Below are 18,961 nucleotides of genomic sequence, written 5' to 3' on the forward strand. Positions count from 1 at the left end.
GGTCGTCAGCGGTGCCGGACCGGCATCAGGTCACCTGCCGAAGTAGGCGTTGTGGACGGTGACCGATCCCGTGCCGTGGCGGTCGGTGACCGTCGCCCCGAGTGAGACCGACGTCCCCGCGGCCGGGTTGGCGACGGAGACCCTGCCGTCGCGCACAGGCAGTTCCTTCCAGGTCCTGCCGCCGTCGTACGAGGCCCGCACCGTCAGCGAGACGGACTTCGCTGTGGCCGCCGGGCCCTGGACGATCACGGGCACATCCTGGACACGGCCCGCCGGGACGGTGCCGTCGAGGCCGGTCCAGGCGCCGAAGCGGACCGTGGAGAGCGGCAGCGCGGTCCGGGAGGCCGTCGTGTCGGAGGAGAAGCGCCAGGAGGCGTCGATCCGGTCGGCGGTCCGGGAGACCGCCGGGTCACGGCGGATGGAGGTGGCCAGGGTGTAGTCGCCCGGGCCCGCCGGGACCGTGAAGGTGCCCCGGCCGTCCAGCGGGTCCTGGTTCCTGGCGATCTCCGTGGTCCCCCGGTGGAGGGTGGTCTCCACCGACGAGTACCGCCAGTACCCGGGGTTGCCCTGGCCGTCGGCGAACACCGGCAGCGCGCCCTGGAGGGTGTCACCGTCCCGGAAGACCCCGAAGCCCTTGCCCAGCAGCGGGCCGTGCACCCCGGAGTGGAACTCCTCGCGGTAGGTCTTCCCCGGCTGGTAGGCCCTGCGGTCCGCGAGGACATGGCTGCCCTCGAACTCCGGTTCCCCCTGCGGGTTGCTGTGGGAGATGTAGTCCTCCAGCTCCCAGGTCACCTTGTCGCCCGTGGACACGTACACCGTCCGGACCCCGGGCGCCGCCTGCGAGTTGACGGGAATCCACGACCAGCCGCCCCTGCCGGGGTAGTCGCCCCGTACCGACAGCGAGCTCTCCTTGCCCGTCGCGGAGGCCCCGAGGCCGACCTCGACCTTGGCCATGTCGCTGACGGTGTACTGCTTGGTGTAGCCCGTGGCGAGCTTGCGTACCGTGTCGCCGGAGGTGACCCCGTAGTCGGTGGTGCCCCGGTTCCACTGTCCGGACCAGGTCTGGAGGAGCGAACCGTCGGTGATCTCCGGGCCGAGGTGCGCGCTCCGCAGTGCGCCTCCGACGCTGAGACGGCTGCCCACACCGCCGTCCCCGCCCAACTGGTACCCCATCTCCAGGTCGAGCCGGGTCGCCTGCGCGTCGGGCACCTTGATGGTGACCGGCCGGGTGGTCCGGGCGTCCAGGGTCACCGCGGTGTCCTGGGTGACGCTCAGCTTCGGCTGGACGATCCGGTCGACCTCGGGGTTGGGGTCCTGGAAGTCGGTGGAGTCGATCTGCTCCAGGGTGTAGTCGCCCCTGGGGACCCGGATGGTGACGGCCCCGGAGGTCAGGTCCGGCTCGATGCGCCGGTCCTTGGCGAGCCCCGAGTGGCCCGTCAGCTCGGTACCCCAGCTCGCCATCCGGGGCCGCTTGATGTGCGTGAGCGTCAGATTGTAGGACTCGATCTCACGGTCGACGGCGACGGCGGTACGGACGGTCCGGCCGCCGCCGGTCGCGGTGACGGCCGCCGTGTAGAGGCCGTCGGCGCTGCCGCCGATCCGGGTGTCCGCCGTGAAGCCCACGGACGCGGTGCCGCCCGCCGGGACGGTGACCCGGTTCGTCTCCAGGGCGAAGAGCCCGGCCGGTACGGGGGCTCCGGCCGGACCGCTCGCGTCGACGGCCAGGTCGAGGGTGACGGGCGCGGTGCCCAGGTTGCGGTAGGTGAGCTGCTTGGTCTCCGGCTTGTCGTCGTGGTGCGGCCACTGCTGGCGGCCGAAGTCCAGCGAGGCGGGCTCCGCGACCACGCTCTGGCCGATGGCCCGGTCCACCGCGATACGGCCCGTGCCCTCCTCGTAGGGCGTGTGGTTCCCGGAGACCGCCGACCCGACCAGGGCCGACTTGATCCGGGACCCGCTCCAGCCGGGGTGCTTCTGCTTGAGCAGCGCCGCCGCGCCCGCCACATGCGGAGCCGCCATCGAGGTACCGGACATCGTGGTGTAGCCCGCCGGGTCCTGGCCGGGCATGGCGGTGGGGGCGGCGGCCGTGATGTCGACACCGGGGGCGGTGACATCGGGCTTGAGTCCGCTGTCACCGACGCGCGGCCCCCGGGAGGAGAACCCGGCGAGCCGGTCCTGGTCGTCCACCGCCCCGACGGTGAGGGCGGCGTCGGCGCTGCCGGGCATGCCGATGGTGCCCGCGCCCGCGTGGCCGTCGTTGCCCGCGGCGACGGCGAAGAGCACGCCCTTCTCCGCCGACAACGTGTTGATCTGGGCCTCCATCGGTTCGATCCCGGGGGCGTCCGGGCCGCCGAGGCTCAGATTGACGATGTCGGCGCCCTGGGCCACGGCCCAGTCGATCCCCAGCATGATGTCGGAGAAGAAGCCCGAGCCGGTGGCGTCGAGCACCTTGCCGTTGAGGAGCTTCGCCCCGGGGGCGACCCCCTTGAACTTCCCGCCGGACTTCGCCCCCGTACCGGCGGCGGTGGACGCGACATGGGTGCCGTGGCCGTTCCCGTCCCGGGCGTCGGGGTCGGTGGTGAAGTTCCGTTCCGCGACCACCCGGCCCGCGAGGTCGGGGTGGGCGGCGTCGATGCCGGTGTCCAGCACGGCTATGGTGACGCCGGTGCCGTCCTGGCCCGCCTGCCAGGCGGCGGGCGCGCCGATCTTCCCGACGCTGGTGTCCAGGCTCGCCCGGACCAGGCCGTCGAGCCAGATCCGGTCCACGCCCGGCTCGGTGGCCGCCGCGCCGCCGCGCCCGGGGCGGGTGAGCGCCCGCCACAGCTCCGCCCCGTTCCCCGGTGCCACGGTGACGGCGTCGGCGCCGAGGGTGGTGAGGGTGCCGCGCTCCGCCCCGGCCGCGGCCGAACGGACCTGGGTACGGGCCGACTTCGCCGCGGAGCCGCGGTAGGCGACGATCGCCTTGACGCCCTTCGCGTACCCGGATCGGGCCTGTGGCGTGCTCAGCTCGGTGATGTCGAACAGCCGCCGGTCGAGCCGGCCCGCCGAGATCAGCCGCTGGGCGTCGAGCGGGATGACATAGGTGTGACCCTGGTGGGTGCTGGTGCGGATGGGGATCGACCGGCGCTCCTCGGGCCGGTCGTATCCGGTGACCCGGCCCCGCGTGTCGACAAAAACACCGTCGCCGGTGATGAGGGTGATCCGGTGCTGGCGGGAGGGCTCCGTCCTGGCCGTGCCCGGCCGGTCTCCGTCTCTGTTCTCGGCCACCGCTGTCGCCGGGCCGGTCATGCCCGCCGTCAGGGCCACGGCCGCTGCCGCGACCACGGTGGCTGTATATGCCTTCCGGTGTTGGTGCACATCTCCCCCTGGGAGTGAAAGGGCATCCGGGGCCCGCCCCGGGCCGTGCTCCATGGCTTCGGGGCGGGACGGGACCCATCGTGGAGGAAGGCGTTCAACACCAGGTCAACCCGGTGTCAACGGAGCCGGGAGGCAGGCGTTTCCGGAGCCGGCGGGCGAGTGGGGCGCAGGTGCCCGGCGTCTCGGCCGCCGTCCGCCGACGTCCCGCCCCGCCGTCCGCGGGCGGCCCGGCCGGGTGCGCCACCGGCCCTCCGGCGGTGTGCCGGCACCCCGTCGACACTCCGTTGACACCCCGTCGACCCCCTCGGCGCGCGATCAACGCGGAGTCACAGATTCCGGGACGGTGGCGCCGCTTCCGGACCGTGCCGTGCGTCCGCCGGGGACCGGCGGCTCAGCCGGACGCGGGGTACAGCTTGCTCACCCGGCCCCGGGCGTCGGCCTCCAGATAGCCGCCCCCGTAGTCGTCCGTCAGATAGACGAGCATCGCCGGGCCGAGCTGGAACACGGTCTGCGGCAGCCTGACCGTGATGTACCGCAGGGTCGGCTTCTCGACGTTCAGATCGCGGTCGGCCCGCGCCAGCAGCTCCGGCACGGCGTCCCAGTCGAACTCCGAGAGCCGTACCGGCCGTTGTGTCGTCGTCAGCGTCGATCTGATGGGCGTACGGACGATCTCCTCACCCGGCCGGTACATATAGCTGTTGTACTTGGTGTCGCTGCCCTCGACCATCGGGCGGACGGAGATGTAGTCCGGGTAGACGGAGAAGCCCGCCACCCGGTCGGTGCCCATCTCGGCGGTCAGCTCGGCGATCCCCCGCCGGATCGCGTCCGGGTCGAGCAGATCTTTCCGTCCCCGCCGGTCCCGGTCGGCGGGAGCGCCCGAGGACGTGGTGCGTGACGTGGCCGCCCCGGAGCCCGCCGACGACGAGGACGAAGGCGACGAAGAAGAGGACGAGGAGGCAGGCAGGGGCGGTGTGGAGGGCGGGGCGGACGCGGCGGAAGGTCCTTTGCCCGCTCCCAGCGGAGTGCCGGACGCCTTCCTCGTCCCGTCGTCGGGCAGCATCGACCATACGAGCACACCGGTCAGCACGGTCCCGACGGCGGACATACCGATGGCCGCCATCCGGGCGTTACGGCTCCGCCGGGCCCGTCCCGGGGACGCTCCGGGTCGGGGGGCGGCGGTCCCGGGTCCGGTGCCCGGCAGGTCCCGCGCCCCGGCCGACACCGGCGGCGTGAGCCGGTACGAGGTGACCTCCGGCTCCCCCGCCGCCCCGGCCGTGGCGCCGTCCCACGCGCCGGACCCGGACACGGGCCTGGTCGCGGCCCCGGACCCGGTCGCGGGGTCGGTCGCGGGGCCGAAGCCGGGCCCGGCCACCGCACCCGGCGGGGCCGGGTCGGCCCGGCCCGCGGCCCGCAGCACGGCGGCCAGCATCCCGTCCACGTGCTCCGGTCCCGGCCGCGCCCCCGGGTCCTTCACCAGCAGCGCGTTGAGCAGCCCGGTCAACGGCCCGGCCCGGTGCGGCGGCGGCACCTCCTCGCTGAGCACGGCGGCGAGCGTGGCCATGGTGGTGGCCCTGCGCAGCGGATGCCTGCCCTCCACCGCGACGTACAGCATCATCGCCAGCGACCACAGATCGGCCCCGGGCCCGCCGTCCTCCCCCATGATCCGCTCGGGCGCCATGTAGTCGGGGGTCCCGATGAGCGAACCAGTGGTGGTCAGCGCGGTCGACTCCCGGATGGCGGCGATCCCGAAGTCGGTGAGGACCGGCCGCCCGTCGGGCCGCAGCAGCACATTCGCGGGCTTCACATCGCGGTGCTGAATGCCCGCCGCGTGCGCGGCCCGCAGCGCCGCCAGGACCTCCCGGCCGAGAGCGGCCACCTCGGCGGGCTCCATCGGGCCCCGGGCCAGCCGGTCCTGGAGCGACCCTCCGGTCACCAGCTCCATCACCAGCCAGGGGTATCCGTCCTCGCCGCTGTCCACGACATGGTGGATCGTCACCACGTTGGGATGGTCGACCCGGGCCAGGGCCCGGGCCTCGCGCAGCACCCGGGCCCGGAGGGTGCGCGCCCCCTCGGGGTCGTACTCGACGAGCGCCGGGTCGGGGGGCCGCACCTCCTTCAGCGCCACCGCCCGGTCCAGGACCAGATCCCGGGCGCGCCACACCGTCCCCATGCCTCCGCCGCCGAGCCGCGCCTCCAGCGCGAACCGTCCGTCGATGACCCGTTGTTGTCCGTTCTCCCCGCCGCTCATGGCCGGGAGCTTACGAGACGGCGCCGACACCCGGCGCGCCGCCAGGTCCATGCGCCGCGCGGGCGCCGTGCACGCCCGGTCCGCCGGCGGTCCCGGCCCGTCCGGGGGCACCGTCCGGAGCCCGGTGCCGACGAGCCGCGCGGGCATCGACGACGTATCCGGCCCAGACACCGGAGCCATAACGATCTCCCCGCGTCAGAGGATGGAGACGACGGGCGGGCGGCCCCTACTCTGAGATCACCCCGGCACTCCCCGGGCACCCCGCGCGCCCGGCCGGAGCGCGCCCCGGACACCGCGTGCGTCGCGTCGTTCCCCGTAGCCACCCGGGACTCCGGCACCCCCAGGCACTTCAGGACGCCACGGAGGCACACCATGGACTGTTCCCGTACCGACGCCGACCGGGTCCTCACCGGGATCGCGGCGCTGGGGCTGATCGACTCCGCCGAGCACGCCGAGATCCTGGGAGTGCTGGCCGAGGACTTCCCCTTCGCCGCCGCCGTGGACCGCACCGCATCGGTGCACGCCCATATCAAGGTCGACGACGTGGACGCCCTGCCCCATGACGCGCTCGTGGGACTCGGCCACCGCCCGGAGAACGCCGAACCCGGCTACATCAAGTACGCCACCGGCGCGGGCGTCCACTTCATCTTCTCGTCCATCCCCGTCGCCCAGGACGACGGGATTCCCGGCGCGGTGACGCTCGCCAAGCCCTTCCTGGACCACCTCGGCATCGATCTGCGGGACGAGTCGGACGCCACCCGGGCCGTCTTCGACGGGGTCGTCGGCCGGGCCGCCGAACTCGGCTGGCGGGAGGTCACCCAGGAGGGCCCCGTCCACTGCTGCCACACCGAGGTCCAGGGCAAGCACTGGGTCTATCCGCCCGAGGAGTGGCCGGGCGGGCGGCGCCCCATCGAGTTCGCCTTCGGGCAGCTCAGTGTGTTCGAGAAGGCCATGGGCTGCGATCTGCGGCCCATCGACCCGGGCCATCCCCTGGCCCCGGCGCCGGGCACCGCCTGCTGCGGCGGCGCGCCGGAAGCGGGCTGAGGGGTGACCGCCACCGGACCGGGGCACCAGCCGGAGCAGCGGCCGGAACACAGGCCCGAGCGCGGAGCGGAGCCCAGACCCGAGCACGGACCCGAGCACGGACCGGAGCACGGGTCCGGCCGCAGCCGCACGGTCGCCACCGCCTGCCAGTTCTGCAACGCCAACTGCCGGCTGCTGGTCGATCTCCGGGGCGACCGGATCACCGGGGTGCGGGGCGAGACCCGCGACCCCGTCCAGGCGGGCGGGGTCTGTGTGAAGGCGGGCATGATGGCCGAGCTGATCGGCCACGAGGAGCGGCTGACCACCCCCCTGCGCCGGGTCTCCGGCGCCAAGGGCTCCCCCCTCACCCGCTTCGAACCGATCGGCTGGGACGAGGCCCTGGAGACGGTCGCCCGCCGATTCCTCGCCATGCGGGACGCGGGCGAGGCCCACACCATCGCCAACCGCACCACCGGCCGGATGCTGCGCGGCACCGGTTCCCTCGTCTCCCGTCTCTTCGCGATGCTGGGCAGCCCCAACGCCACCGATGTCGGCCCGGTCTGCAACGACGCGGGCGGCAACGCGCTGGCCGCCACCTTCGGCCTCGGCTACTTCACCAACGGCTACGGGGTCGACCCCGCCACCGGGCGGGAGGACCTGGGCTCGGCCCGCTCGCTGCTGCTCTTCGGTACGAACCAGGCCGAGACCCACCCGGTGACCTTCGACCATCTGCTGCGGGAACGGGAGCGCACGGGAGCGCGGATCACCGTCGTGGACCCCCGGCTCACCCCCACCGGCGCCGTCGCCGACCGCTGGGTCGCCCCCAAGCCCCACACGGACCTCGCCCTGGTCCTGGGCATGCTGCACCACATCGTCACCGCCGGGCTCCAGGACGACGCCTTCGTCGACCGCTGGGTCCTGGGCTTCCCCGAGCTGCGCGCCCATCTGCTCCGCGAGGGCTGCTCGGCGTCCTGGGCGGCGGGGGTGACCGGGGTGCCCGAGCGGGTGATCACCGAGATCGCCGAGGAGTACGCGACGGCCAGGCCCGCCGCCCTCTTCTGCAACGCGGGGATCTCCCACCAGACCGGCGCCTTCGACACCTACCGCGCCCTGAGCTTCCTCGCCGCGGTCACCGGCAATGTCGGGGTCCCCGGCGGCGGCTGCAACTTCATGCACAACACGTGGCCGGGCGAGCTGCGGCTGCCGCCGCTCGGGGCACCGGTCCCCGCACCCGCCCGGCAGGCGCTGCCCGTCGGCCCCGACGTCTTCGCCGAGTCCGTCCTCACCGGCAGCCCCTACCGGCTGCGGGCCATCGTGGCCCAGGGCAATCCGCTGGTCTCCTCCGCCCGCACCGGACGGGTCCGCGCCGCCTTCGAGCGGCTGGACTTCTTCGTCTACACCGGTCTCTTCCTGGAGGAGGCCGCCTTCTACGCGGACATCGTGCTGCCGGTGACGGCCGGGCTGGAGACCGAGGGCGTCTATATGCGGCGCGACGACCGGGCCGTCCGCTGGCAGGAGCGGGCCGTGCCACCCGCTGGCGACTGCCGTACCGACCCGGAGCTGTGGATCGGACTCGCCCACGCCCTGGCCCGGCTGGACACCCGGCGGCCGGCGGCCGAGTGGCGGCAGGCGTTCCCCGCGCGCTGGCTCGACTACCGGGAGCTGTGGGCCGACTTCACCGCCCACACCCCGGGCATGGCGGGCATGACCGAGGAACGGCTGCGCGCACGCGCCGAACCGCTGCGGTGGCCCTGCCCCACACCCGACCACCCGGGGGTGAGCACCCTCTATCTCGACCATCCCTCCTGGTACGAGGCCGTCGCCTCCCTCGGCCCCGAGCACCGGGGGCAGCGGTTCCCCACCCCGTCCGGGAAGGTCGAGATCCTCACCCCGCGCCTCGCGGCGGAACTGGCCCCCACCGGGCACGGCGCGCTCCCCGTCTTCTACACCCACCCCGATGTCACCGGGGACCACCCGGTGCTGCGCTACGGCTCCTCCTTCGTCCCGAACCCGGTCAACCCCGGGGCGCTGACCCGCCCGGTGACCATCGGCCCCCGGCCCGGTCCCGCGCCGCACGACGCGTACCCCCTGATGGGCATCACGGGGCGCCCCGGTGTCGTCCACTTCGCCGGGGTGACCCACTGGACCCGTACCGGCAAGGAGCGGGACGGGGTCCGGCAGGTCCAGATCCACCCCCGGACGGCGCGGGACCTGGGCATCGACGACGGCGCCCCCGTGCGGGTGGAGAGTGCCCGGGGCGCGGTGACGGGAACGGCGCGGCTGTGGGAGGGCATCCGCGAGGACACCGTCTTCGTCCCCAACACCTTCGGGCCCGCCCAGCGGATGGGGGACGCCGTCGGGGTGCCGCGCTACGAACCCGTCAACGTCCTCGTGGACGATGTCCACCACGACAACCTCTCCGGGCAGCAGGCGTACAAGTGCTTCGCCTGCCGGGTGGTGCCGGACCCGGAGCCCGCGACCGGGGCCGGGGGCGGGACCGGGGGCGTTCCGCTGCGGTACTGAGGGCGGCCCGGGCTCAGGAGCGGAACTGCCGGTGGGTGTGGACCATGTCCTGTTCCTGGGCCGCGCTCATCCCCTGGAGCAGGGGCCAGGGCACGGGCCCCGGCCCGGGGGCGCCGTGCCGGTGCACGAAGAGGAAGAGCAGCCGGGGGAACTCCGCCGGCAGCAGCCGGACCAGCGACGGGTCGGGGGGTTGGTGGAGGGCCACGGTGAAGGGGCCGCCGGACTCGTCCTCATGGCGGACGAGCAGCTTGCGCAGGGTGTCGTCGTCGTACTGCTCCCCCCAGGCGATCTCCTGCCGCAGCAGGTCCCGGACCTCGGCGACGACGCCCTCCGCGAAGCCCGTCCCGTCGTGGCGGGGCACCGCCGTGCGCATCGCCCAGGGCTTGGGGCCCTCGCTCGCGCGGCGGACGTACAGGCCCGGGGTCTGGCTCATCGACGCCCGGAGCAGGGTCACCCGTTCGCCGCCGCCCCGGACGAGCCGCCGCAGCAGATCGGCGTCGCCCTGGGGGACCCGGGCGTAGGGGACGACGAGGTCGACGATGTCCGCCCGGTGCTCGGAGTGCCCCACCTGGGGCAGGAAGACCGTGAGGGCGGTCCGCAGGGCACACGGGTCGCCGGGCCCGTCCACCGGGCGTTCGGTGAGCAGGCCCTGGGCGACGATCCGGCGGGTGTGGCCGGTGTTGTAGGCGAGGGTGGCGAGGCCGAGAATGCCCGCCGTGCGTTCGAGGGCGGTGTCGGAGACCTCCCGCAGCCGTCCGGCGAGGAAGTCCGTGACCTCGGGGTGGGGTTCCGCGCCGAGGCATTCGGCGAGGGGGCGCAGCGTATCGGCGATCTTGGCGGGCGGCTCCCCGGGCCCGGCCTCCGCCGACCAGTCGACCATGTCGAACCGGCCCAGGTTCAGCTGCTCCAGCCGGCTGCCCCGGAGCTGTCGCCGCCGGACCCCGGGGAGCAGGACGGGCAGCAGCAGGAAGCGCGGGTTCGCCGCGTGCTCGTAGGCCGCGGCACCCGCCTCCTGGAGGACGTAGAACGAGTCGAGCGCGTGCGGCGACAGCAGCAGGATCAGCCCATGGCTCTTCTTGATCTCGGTGAGGAGCTTGGGGTTCCACTCGTCCCCGCCGCCGAGGACATGCCGGTCGACGACGGGTTCGCACCCCTGGGCCCGGAGGTGGTCCTCCAGCGCGAGCAGATACTCCCGGCAGCCGCATCCGTCCCGGGAGCACTGCGAGGAGCTGTGGCTGAGGAAGATCCTCGGACGTATCACCGCGCCACCGGCCCGGTGCCGGGGTACGCGCGGCCGGGCGCGGGCAGCAGCAGGAACCAGCGGACACCGCCGCCGTCGACGACGGTCCGGGCGGGGGCCGTGCCGGCGCAGTCGGCCGTACCGCCGTCGAGCAGATCGAGCAGGCTCAGCGGGCCCGGGACGCCGAGGTACCCGGGGGTGAGGTCGACGGTGGCGGGCTCCGCACCGGAGTTCGTCAGGCACAGAACGGTCTCGCCGCCGTGGGTCCGGACGACGGCGAGCAGTCCGAGCCCGGTGTAGGGGCGGACGTCGAACGCGCCCCGGGACAGCGCGGGATGGGCCCGGCGCAGCTCCAGCAGCGTGGCGATGGCCGGATCGCCCAGCAGATCCGGCGGGAGCAGGGGGACGCCGGGCAGCCCGAGCAGGACGGCGGCGGCGCTGCGGCGCTGCGCCGGGCGGATCGCGTCGGGCAGGGTGTGGGCCCACCCGGCGCGCAGCCCCGAGGACCGGAGGACCTCCAGGGCGAGCCTCAGCCGATGCGCGTGGGTATACAGGTTGCCGTTGCCGAAGCCCTGCACGAACGCGATGGTCAGCGAGCCGGGCTGGAGCAGGTCGCAGGCGTCCGACTCCGCGCCCAGGTCCCCCTGTTCGGAGCGGAACCCGGCGGCCGTCGGGGGGCCGCTGCGGATGAGCACCCGGTCCTCGTAGCCGTCGAGGAGATGGCGCAGATCGTCGAGGTGCCGGGCGCCGATCTCCGGTCCCGCGCTGATCCGGACGCCGTCGATGTCCTGGTCGAGCCAGCGGCGTACGCAGTCCAGCAGCAGGACGTCGTCCTGGGGGCCCCGGGGCGGATGGAGATCCACGACGATCCGGAGCCCGTGCCGGCGGGTCTCGGCCCGCAGGGCGGCGATCTCGTCCATGGGGCCGGTCCTCCCCGGCGGGGGCGGGGTGTACGGGCCGACGACGAGGGCACCGACCCCGGTGGCCGCGAGTCGGGCGAGTGCCGAGGGCTCGGCCAGGAGGGAGGCGATCCCGGAGCGGTCCGCCTCGGCGAGGACGGCATCGCGCAGCCACGCGGGCGGTCCGTCCTCGGGGGTGTCGTCGGGTACGGGGGTGATCCGGTGGCGGCGGCCGTCCTCCGTGGTGAGTTCGACGGGGCCGCCGGTGCCGGAGACCACCCAGCCGCCGTCGGGGTGGGCGAAGACGTGGTCGGCGCAGAAGGCGAGAGGGACTTCCTCGTACGGGGCCGAGCGGCCGAGTCCCCAGACCAGCATCCGGGAGTCCCCGCCGACGGCGGCGAGCCTGCGGCCGTCGGCGCTGACCGCGAGAGCGGTGATCTGCCAGGGGGCCTGTCCGAGCGGCACCCGGTCGTCGGGGGAACCGGCCCAGGCCAGCACGGTCCCGTCGGCGAGCGCCGCACTGCCGATCCGCCGTTCCGCGTGGTCGGCGAGGGCCGTCACGCCCAAGGTGAGGAAACGGCCCCGGGCATCACGGTTCCAGCGCAGCGTCAGGTCCCCGGAGCGGCCGACGACGACGGCCCGGCCCCGCCCGCCCGGAAGCCGCGACAGCTCCCGGGGAGCGACCACACCGGGGAGGACGAGGTCCATCCGGCCCCGTCGGCGCAGTGTCATGCCCTGTTCCGTCCCGTACGCCGTCTCCGCGTCCGCCCCGGAGTCCGGGAAGCACACGCGGTGCGGCCGGGCCCCCTCCGGCAGCGGCAGGGTGCTCGTCCGACCCTCCGCCTCCGTGTGCTCGTGGATCTCGTCGGCCTCGATCCACACCAGACGGCCGCCGTCCGGCGACACGCCCAGGGAGCGGCGGAGCGCGCCGGAGGCGGGCGCGGGCAGGACACCGAGGAGCCGGCCGTCGGCGGTGTGCCGGACGATCGCGCCGTCGCGGGCGAGAAAGGCGTACTGGACACCCTGCCCGTCCACGACGTCCCCCGCCGCGACCGCGATCTCCTCCGCGCCACCGGAGTGGGCGAGGCTCAGCACGGGAGTGCCCCCGGGGTCGAGCCGCTGGAGGACGGTGAACGGGAGGGAGAGGCTCCGGTCGTCCGTCAGCTCCAGCCGGACCGGGGCGGCGGCCACCGGCGGCGGGGTCAGGGCGCTCACCGCCGCCAGCCGGACCGTGCGCAGACCCGGGGCGCGCAGCGGACGTGTCCCGGCGGCGGGCGGGCGGCTCAGGACCACTCCTCCGGAGCGGGCCTCGACCCCGATCGGCAGCTCGCGCCGGCCGAGGGCGCGGGCCCGGGCGGTGGTGCGCCCGTGCCAAAGGGAGGCGTCGGGCGGCAGATCGAGACCGAGCCGTTCCGAGGAGACGACCCGGATGCGCCAGGCGTCGTCGTGGCGGAGCACGGCGTCGGGCAGCCGGGGCAGATAGTGCAGCGCCCAGCGCCCGAGGTCGTCGGCGTCCGCGCCGTCGGCGGTCACGGCGGTGAGCACCCGGCGCAGCTCGCGGGTGAGCAGCCGGTCGGTGCCGGGCCCCGGGAAGAGGCCCGCCCACAGCAGCCCCTCGAACCAGCGGACGAGCGGCGCGGCCTCCCGGTGGGTCTCCTCGGTGAAGGCGTGTACCGCGTCGGCGCGTTCCCGGGGGCCGTGTGCCAGGCGCTCGCGCAGGGCTTCGGCGGCCCTGGGGGCGAGCAGCAGGGTGTGTTCGCCCGTGGCCTCCACCAGCGGCGAGAACCACAGCTCGGCCTCCAGACCGGCCGTGGTGCGGGGCAGGAAGCGCAGCCGGGCCCGGCGCAGGAAGGTCCGTTCCACCCCGGCGGCCAGGCACAGGGACTCGGCGAGGGCCAGCAGGTCGGGGTGGGTCCCGGCCAGTTCGTCGAGGTATGCGGCGTACGCGGCACGCGCGTCCGGTACGGAACCGTCCGGTACCGGCCCGTCCAGCACCGGCCCCGCCGGTATCCGCCCGTCCGGTACCGATCCCTCCGGTACCGATCCCTCCGGTACCCGCCGCTCTCCCCCGGTGGCGCTCATGTCCGCTCCAGCGCCCGCCGCACCCGCGCGGTGGCGTCGCGCGCGTGCCGCAGCGAGATCGCGCGGTCGAGAGGGACGAACGCCACCGTGCGGCGCAGCGCGGCCGGGTGGTCGGCGGCCCGGTACGGGGTGACGCAGACGACGGGGCAGCCCGCGTGCGTCAGCGCGCCCAGGAAGGCCGCCCAGTCGTCCGGGCCCGCGCCCGCGCCCCCGGCGAACGGCGGGCGCAGCAGGCCGAGGTCGGAGAAGAGGACGACGGGGGTGCCGGGCTGCGGCGGCCGGTAGGGCTCGCGGGTGAGCGGGTCGCGCCGGACCACTCCCGCGGCGGGGGTGGTCCGGAAGCGCAGCACCTCGACCCGGTCCCGTCCGGCGACCCGTGCGGTCAGCTCCGCCAGCCAGGCGCGGTCGTCCTGGAACGGCACCATCGCGGGCCCGTGGTCGAGGAGGAGTTGGGCGCCCCGGCGGGTGGTGAGGCGGGTGCGCAACGGTACGGAACGCAGGGCGTCCTGACGGGCGACGTGCCGCAGCAGGGCGCGCTCGTCCAACTCCCGGCTCTCCACCGGGGTGGCGACGGCGGCGGCCATGATGCCCCGGGCCCATCCCTGTTTCCACGGCGTCTCATGGGGAAGGGCGGCGGTCGCGGTGGAGCGCGCCAGGGGTTCGGCCGGGGTGCCGGTGGTGTCGTCGGGGAGGGGTGGCTCCGTGCCGCGCTCGCGCAGGCCGTGGAGCGCGGTGAGGGAGAAGTCCAGGGCGCGTTCGGTGAGCCGGACGGCGTCCGGCCGGTCGGCGGAGGGCGCGGGGGGCTGCGGCGGGGGGATCGGGTCCGCTGCCCCGTCGTACGCGTCGTGGAGGTGGGGTGCGGGCGGCGTTTCGCCGTGCGGCGGCTCCGGCGCCTCCTCGGAGGGCTCCGGGGCCCGTGGGCCCGGTGCGTCGGCGGGGGTCCGCGTCTCCTGGCCCAGCAGCCGCGCGACGGCGGCGGCGGTCGCGGTGTCCGCGGGCCGCAGCCCGGCGAAGGACCGGACCAGGTCTCCGAGCGACACCTCGCCCCGTCCGCTCACCGGGCGGGCTCCAGCCCTTCGCGTCGCTTGCGCAGGGTGATGGCCTCCAGCCGCCGCCATGCCTCCGTGCCGGGGGCGACGCCCAGTTGGCGGCACGCCTTGAGCGCGTCCAGGTACTCGGCGGTGCTGGGCCCGCCCGACGGGTCGGTCATCTCCTCCCGGACCGCGAGGATGTGGTCGGCGACCTGTCCGGCGAGGTGCTCGTCATACTCGTCGCGGAGGTGGGTCCCGGCGACCCGCAGCAGATGGCTCCGGGTGGGCGGGGAGAGTTCGTGGACGACGCAGCGGCGGACGAACGGCCGGGGCAGTTCGCGTTCGTCGTTGGTGGTGATGACGACGAACGGGGCCTTCTCCGGGTGGGCGGCGACGGTGTCGCGGTCGTTCCACGGGACGGGGAAGGAGAGGGAGCCGAGCGGGCCCAGCAGGCTGTTGGGGAGGTCCGGGTCCGCCTTGTCGATCTCGTCGATGAGGACGACGGAACGCTTCCCCGACGCGGCGGCGAAGGCCCGCCACAGCGGGCCCTTGGTGTAGTAGCGCTCGATGTCGTCGTCGAGCCGGTTGGCCTGGGCGTCGTTGAGGCGTTTGAGCGCGTCGAAACGCCAGAGGAGGTCCTCGGGTTCGGTGCGGGCGGTCACGACGTGCGCGGAGTAGTCCCAGCCGAGGATCCGGGCCACGTTGGGGGCCAGTGAGGACTTCCCGGACCCGGGCGGTCCGAAGAGCAGCAGCGGACGTCCCGTCTTCAGGGCGACGTTGACCGCGAGGACCACGCTCTCGTCGTCGAAGACGTACACCTCGTCGTCGGTGGCGTATCCGGAGTCCCGCGCCCCGTCCCCGGGTGCGGCCGTGGCCGGGTCGAACTCCTTGGTGTACTCCAGCACCACGGCCCTCCCTCGTCTGTGCGCTGACCCGGCCCATTGTGCACCGTGCCCGGCGGCCTCCCCGAGACGCCCCTCAGGCATCGAGCGAGAGTCCGGGCAGCAGGGAGACGCCGCGCAGCCGCCGTGCGAGCCCGTCGGTGGACCGCTCCCCGGGCGTGGGCAGATACAGGACGCGCAGCCTGGGCGCGGCGGCGAGCGGGGCGATGACGGACTCCTCGGGGAGGGGCGCGAGTTCGAGGAACATCACTCCGGTGCCGGTCAGCGCGGTCAGATCGCGCAGCCGGGGGCAGTCGACGAGGACGAGGGAGCGCAGCAGGGGCAACGGGACGAGGTCGTCGAGCCGGGTCAGCCGGGGGTGGCCCGCGATCACCACGGTGTGCAGCCGGGGCAGCAGCCGCAGCAGGGTGAGATCGACGAGGCCGTAGCACTCCGCGCGGCGGGCGGAGGCCGCCAGCGCGGTCAGCTCGGCGGGGCGTACCTCACCGGACAGGGTGACGGTGACGGGGCGCTCGGACTCCGGGCCGGTGGCGGCGGACGGCCGGTGCCGGACCTCCACGACGGAGCCGGTGAGCAACGGTGGCGGGGCGCTCGCGGCGGGGCGTTCCGGCACCCGCCGCCGTGGTGCGGGGAGGGGCGCGGGCAGCTCGCGCAGGGCCTCGTCGGCCAGCAGGGCGAGGCGTTCGGCGTGGACGGGGTCCCGGTCGGCGCGGTCCCGGAGGGCCGCGACGAAGGAGGCGCGGTCCTCGTCCAGCAGGACATGCCGGGCGGCGCAGAGCGCCACGTCCCGCCAGTGGGGGTCGTGGGCGTGCCGGACCACCTCGCCCAGCGCGTCGGTCTCCACCGCTTCCCGGGCCGCCGCGTACACCTGGTGGACGGGGTGGGTGAAGACGACCCGGCCGGGGGCGGGCTCGGTCAGCAGCACGCCGTCGTCGAGGAGCAGAGAGAGGAGTTCCGCCGCGGTCGCGTCCGTTCCGGGTACTTCCTCGGGCTCGGCGGGAAGGGAGCGTTCGATCTGGCGGACGGCCTGTTCCTGGGTGGTGCCGGGGAGGCCGTTGCGCTGGAGCCAGAGGGCGAGGCCCTGCAAGGCGGCCAAAATGTTGGACAGTGCACCGGGGGTGCCCCCATACCGCAGCCCGGCCAGCAGGGAAACGCCCAGCCGGGGAAGAAGAGTCCGCCAGGGCTGAGTGCGCCGGCCGTCGGCCCACGGCAGGGAGCAGAACATGCGGAGCACCGGGGCGTGCGTTGCGAGATCCGCCAGGAGAGGGCTGTCCGCCAGCAGCCGGAGCAGGGTGTCGCGCGCGGTGTCCTCGCTCCCGCTCGCGAAGTCCCAGGAGTCGATGAACGCGCTGATCTCGTCCGGGGCCAGGGGGCACAGCCGGTACTCGGTGAAGCCCTCGGCGGCCAGCCAGGACCCGGGGACGGCGTCGAGCCGGGCCGTCACCGTCACCGAGACGGCAGGGTAGCGCTCCAGCAGCCCGGCCAGCACCGTCCGCGCCTCCTCCAGGACCGGTGGGGCGAACCCTTCCACACCGTCGATGAGCAGCAGGGCACGGCCCGTCAGAAGAATCCGCTCCACCCAGCCGGGCGGCTCCTCCATGGCGAGCGGCGAGCCGCACGCCGCCAGGAGGGAGTCGGGGGCGGACAGCCCGGAGATGTCTGCCAGGGCGTGTTCCGGGAGCAGGAAGGGCACCGGACCCTCCGGGTCCTCCGCGCTCCGTACGGCCTCCTGCCGGAGCACCTCGCCCATGTCGTCCCCGTCCCAGCCGCGCAGCAGGACCCGCCGGGCCGCCGGAAACCCGTGCGCGGCGGTGCCCTCCGGCTCACCGCTGTCCCGGGGAGCGATCCGCAGGGCGAACGGGAAGGACCCCAGGGCCTGCGGGTCGCTGTACCGCTCCAGGCACTCCGCCCGATAACGGCGTTCGAACTCCCGTTCCCACTCGGAGAGTTCCACGGTGGTGTCCATCAGCTCACGGTCCAGCGGATCATCCATGCCTCGTTCTGGATGGAGATCGCGTGTTCGCACTCGGTCACCAGGGCCGTCGCCGCCTCGGCGGTCGGCGCCCCGGTGGCGGCCCCGTCGGCCGCCCACTCGGCCAGGAGGCGTTCCAACTGCTCCGCCGTGCGCAGGAACTCCAGGTGCTGGTAGGCGTAGCGCTGGGCGATGCCGTGGGCGGTGACGCCGATGGAGAGGGAGGCGACGACGGCGACCCAGGCGGCGAGGCGGTCGGCGGCGAGGGCTCCGGCGGCTGCGGCGAGGGCGGCGCCGAGGAGGCCGAAGACGAGTTCCACGCGGGAGACCCGTTCGACCCGGGCGTGCATGACATCGGCCTTGGGGCGGTAGTAGGTGTCGATCTGGCGGCGCAGCCGGTGTTCGACATAGGAGTCGGTGTCGGTGACGGGCGGCAGCGGCCGGTTCCTGGGGGTGCGGCCCGCCGTGTGGCGGATGAGGTCGGTGGCGTCAGTACGGAAGCCGTGCGCGCGTTCGGCGAGCAGCGTGGGCGCGTGTTCCCGGTCCTGGTAGGGGCCTGCTCCGGCGAGGCAGATGTAGACCTCGGCCTTGAGGGCCTCGGACACGGCGCGGGCGCGGATCCAGTCGCTGAGCCGGGCGGGGCCGCCGCGCTGGGCGACGAAGGGGGCGGCGCCCGCCGCCGCGGCGGCGGCGAAGGCGAGGAGGGGGCCGAGCCAGGAGGTGAGGTCCATGCTCTGGGAGGCGGCGGTGCCGAGCGCGGCGGCCACGAGGGCGAGCGCGAGGGCGGCGGTGCGGGCGCCCTCGACGGAGGACTTGAGCCGGTCGGCGCTCTGGGACCAGATGCTCTGCTGGTCCCAGACCTTGGCTATGGCCGCGTTCCGCGGGGTCACTGTCACAGGGGGATTTTGGCCGGGACCCGTCCCCGGACGCAAAGGGCGGCGGGGTGCCCGCGCGCCGGGGCGGTGGTGGGTGAACGGGCCTCACCCGGTGGCGGGGAGCGGCCAGCCGAGGGTGGGCAGGCCGCCGGGGAGCACATGGTGGGCCCCGCTGTAGTCGCTGTGCCGGGTGGCGGCAGTAGGGACGGCGACCACGGTCATCCCGGCGGCGCGCGCGGCCTCCACTCCGATGCGGGAGTCCTCGACGGCCACGCACCGCCCCGCCGGGACGCCGAGGCGGGCGGCTGCCTCCAGATAGACCGCGGGGTGGGGTTTGCGGTGCGGTACGTCGTCGCCGCTCACGACGGTCTCGAAACGGTCGGCGATCTCGAAGTGGCGGAGCCAGCGCAGCACCCAGTGGCGGTCGGCGGCCGAGGCGACGGCGAGCCGGACACCGTGGGAGAGGAGCGTGTCGAGGAGTTCCGTGACCCCGGGCAGGAGGTGGACCCGGCCGGGGGCGAAGGCGCGCCGCCACTGGGCTTCGAGCCGCTTGCGCAGCGCGGTGTCGTCCTCGTGGGTGCGGCCCGAGGAGCGCAGTGTCCCGAAGAGTCTGCCGAGGCCGTCGGGGTGGCCGCAGATCTCGTCGGCCCAGAGGCGTTGGGACAGCGGGAGGCCGAACTCGGCGCAGAACGCGGCGCAGGCGTCGAAGTCGGGTCCCACGGTGTCGACGAGCGTTCCGTCGTGGTCGAAGACGACGGCGGCGGCCTGGGCGGCGGGGTCCACGGCGGGGCCTTTCGCTGAGGGTTCGGGCG

Annotated in this window: 11 protein-coding genes; 2 read left to right on the top strand and 9 right to left on the bottom strand. The window is 74.6% G+C overall.

All coding sequences use genetic code 11. The features are described 5' to 3' along the window. Positions 1-30 precede the first annotated feature (30 nt). Positions 31-3,285 carry a S8 family peptidase gene (locus tag CRV15_RS03670; protein ID WP_078564574.1) on the bottom strand — a complete coding sequence of 1,085 codons (3,255 nt, stop codon included), beginning with the start codon at positions 3,283-3,285 and terminating at the stop codon, positions 31-33. Between the two features lie 460 nt (positions 3,286-3,745). Beyond that, on the bottom strand, positions 3,746-5,602 hold the full coding sequence (locus tag CRV15_RS03675; protein WP_029183098.1) for a serine/threonine-protein kinase: 1,857 nt from the start codon (positions 5,600-5,602) through the stop codon (positions 3,746-3,748). A 372-nt stretch (positions 5,603-5,974) separates the two neighbouring features. Between CRV15_RS03675 and CRV15_RS03680 the strand changes: the two genes are divergently transcribed. Together CRV15_RS03680 and CRV15_RS03685 are read left to right on the top strand one after the other, a co-directional pair. Beyond that, a complete protein-coding gene (locus tag CRV15_RS03680) occupies positions 5,975-6,646 on the top strand; it encodes a hypothetical protein (RefSeq protein ID WP_003954436.1) in 672 nt (223 codons plus the stop codon). A 3-nt stretch (positions 6,647-6,649) separates the two neighbouring features. Then, positions 6,650-9,148 (top strand): molybdopterin-containing oxidoreductase family protein, encoded by a 2,499-nt coding sequence (locus CRV15_RS03685; RefSeq protein ID WP_003954435.1) that lies wholly within the window; start codon positions 6,650-6,652, stop codon positions 9,146-9,148. Positions 9,149-9,161: 13 nt separating this feature from the next. Here CRV15_RS03685 and CRV15_RS03690 read toward each other — a convergent pair whose 3' ends face one another. From CRV15_RS03690 to CRV15_RS03720, 7 genes are all read right to left on the bottom strand, one after another. Next, complete coding sequence (locus tag CRV15_RS03690) at positions 9,162-10,409, bottom strand: toll/interleukin-1 receptor domain-containing protein (RefSeq protein WP_003954434.1); 1,248 nt, start codon at positions 10,407-10,409, stop codon at positions 9,162-9,164. Then, a complete protein-coding gene (locus CRV15_RS03695) occupies positions 10,406-13,369 on the bottom strand; it encodes a DUF3459 domain-containing protein (protein WP_003962300.1) in 2,964 nt (987 codons plus the stop codon). Before CRV15_RS03695 ends, CRV15_RS03690 begins: the two co-directional genes overlap by 4 nt. Next, positions 13,366-14,427, bottom strand: a complete 1,062-nt coding sequence (locus tag CRV15_RS03700; protein WP_003962299.1) for a hypothetical protein — start codon at positions 14,425-14,427, stop codon at positions 13,366-13,368. Before CRV15_RS03700 ends, CRV15_RS03695 begins: the two co-directional genes overlap by 4 nt. After that, a complete protein-coding gene (locus CRV15_RS03705) occupies positions 14,424-15,308 on the bottom strand; it encodes an AAA family ATPase (RefSeq protein ID WP_003954431.1) in 885 nt (294 codons plus the stop codon). The genes CRV15_RS03700 and CRV15_RS03705 overlap by 4 nt, the downstream gene beginning before the upstream one ends. A 70-nt stretch (positions 15,309-15,378) precedes the next feature. After that, on the bottom strand, positions 15,379-17,295 hold the full coding sequence (locus CRV15_RS03710; RefSeq protein WP_009997871.1) for an NACHT domain-containing protein: 1,917 nt from the start codon (positions 17,293-17,295) through the stop codon (positions 15,379-15,381). Continuing rightward, positions 17,268-18,170: a DUF4231 domain-containing protein gene (locus tag CRV15_RS03715; protein ID WP_009997870.1), complete on the bottom strand. Its 903-nt coding sequence runs from the start codon at positions 18,168-18,170 to the stop codon at positions 17,268-17,270. The genes CRV15_RS03710 and CRV15_RS03715 overlap by 28 nt, the downstream gene beginning before the upstream one ends. 84 nt (positions 18,171-18,254) lie before the next feature. Further along, complete coding sequence (locus CRV15_RS03720) at positions 18,255-18,932, bottom strand: HAD family hydrolase (protein WP_003954427.1); 678 nt, start codon at positions 18,930-18,932, stop codon at positions 18,255-18,257. Positions 18,933-18,961 lie beyond the last annotated feature (29 nt).

This window comes from Streptomyces clavuligerus (genome assembly GCF_005519465.1).
Lineage (GTDB): Bacteria > Actinomycetota > Actinomycetes > Streptomycetales > Streptomycetaceae > Streptomyces > Streptomyces clavuligerus.

What these genes read in the sequence shown, in the direction of transcription:
- CRV15_RS03695 (WP_003962300.1), bottom strand. Translation starts at nt 13,369, where the DNA reads ATGAGCGCCACCGGGGGAGAGCGGCGGGTACCGGAGGGATCGGTACCG.
- CRV15_RS03710 (WP_009997871.1), bottom strand. Translation starts at nt 17,295, where the DNA reads ATGGATGATCCGCTGGACCGTGAGCTGATGGACACCACCGTGGAACTC.
- CRV15_RS03680 (WP_003954436.1), top strand. Translation starts at nt 5,975, where the DNA reads ATGGACTGTTCCCGTACCGACGCCGACCGGGTCCTCACCGGGATCGCG.
- CRV15_RS03675 (WP_029183098.1), bottom strand. Translation starts at nt 5,602, where the DNA reads ATGAGCGGCGGGGAGAACGGACAACAACGGGTCATCGACGGACGGTTC.
- CRV15_RS03670 (WP_078564574.1), bottom strand. Translation starts at nt 3,285, where the DNA reads ATGACCGGCCCGGCGACAGCGGTGGCCGAGAACAGAGACGGAGACCGG.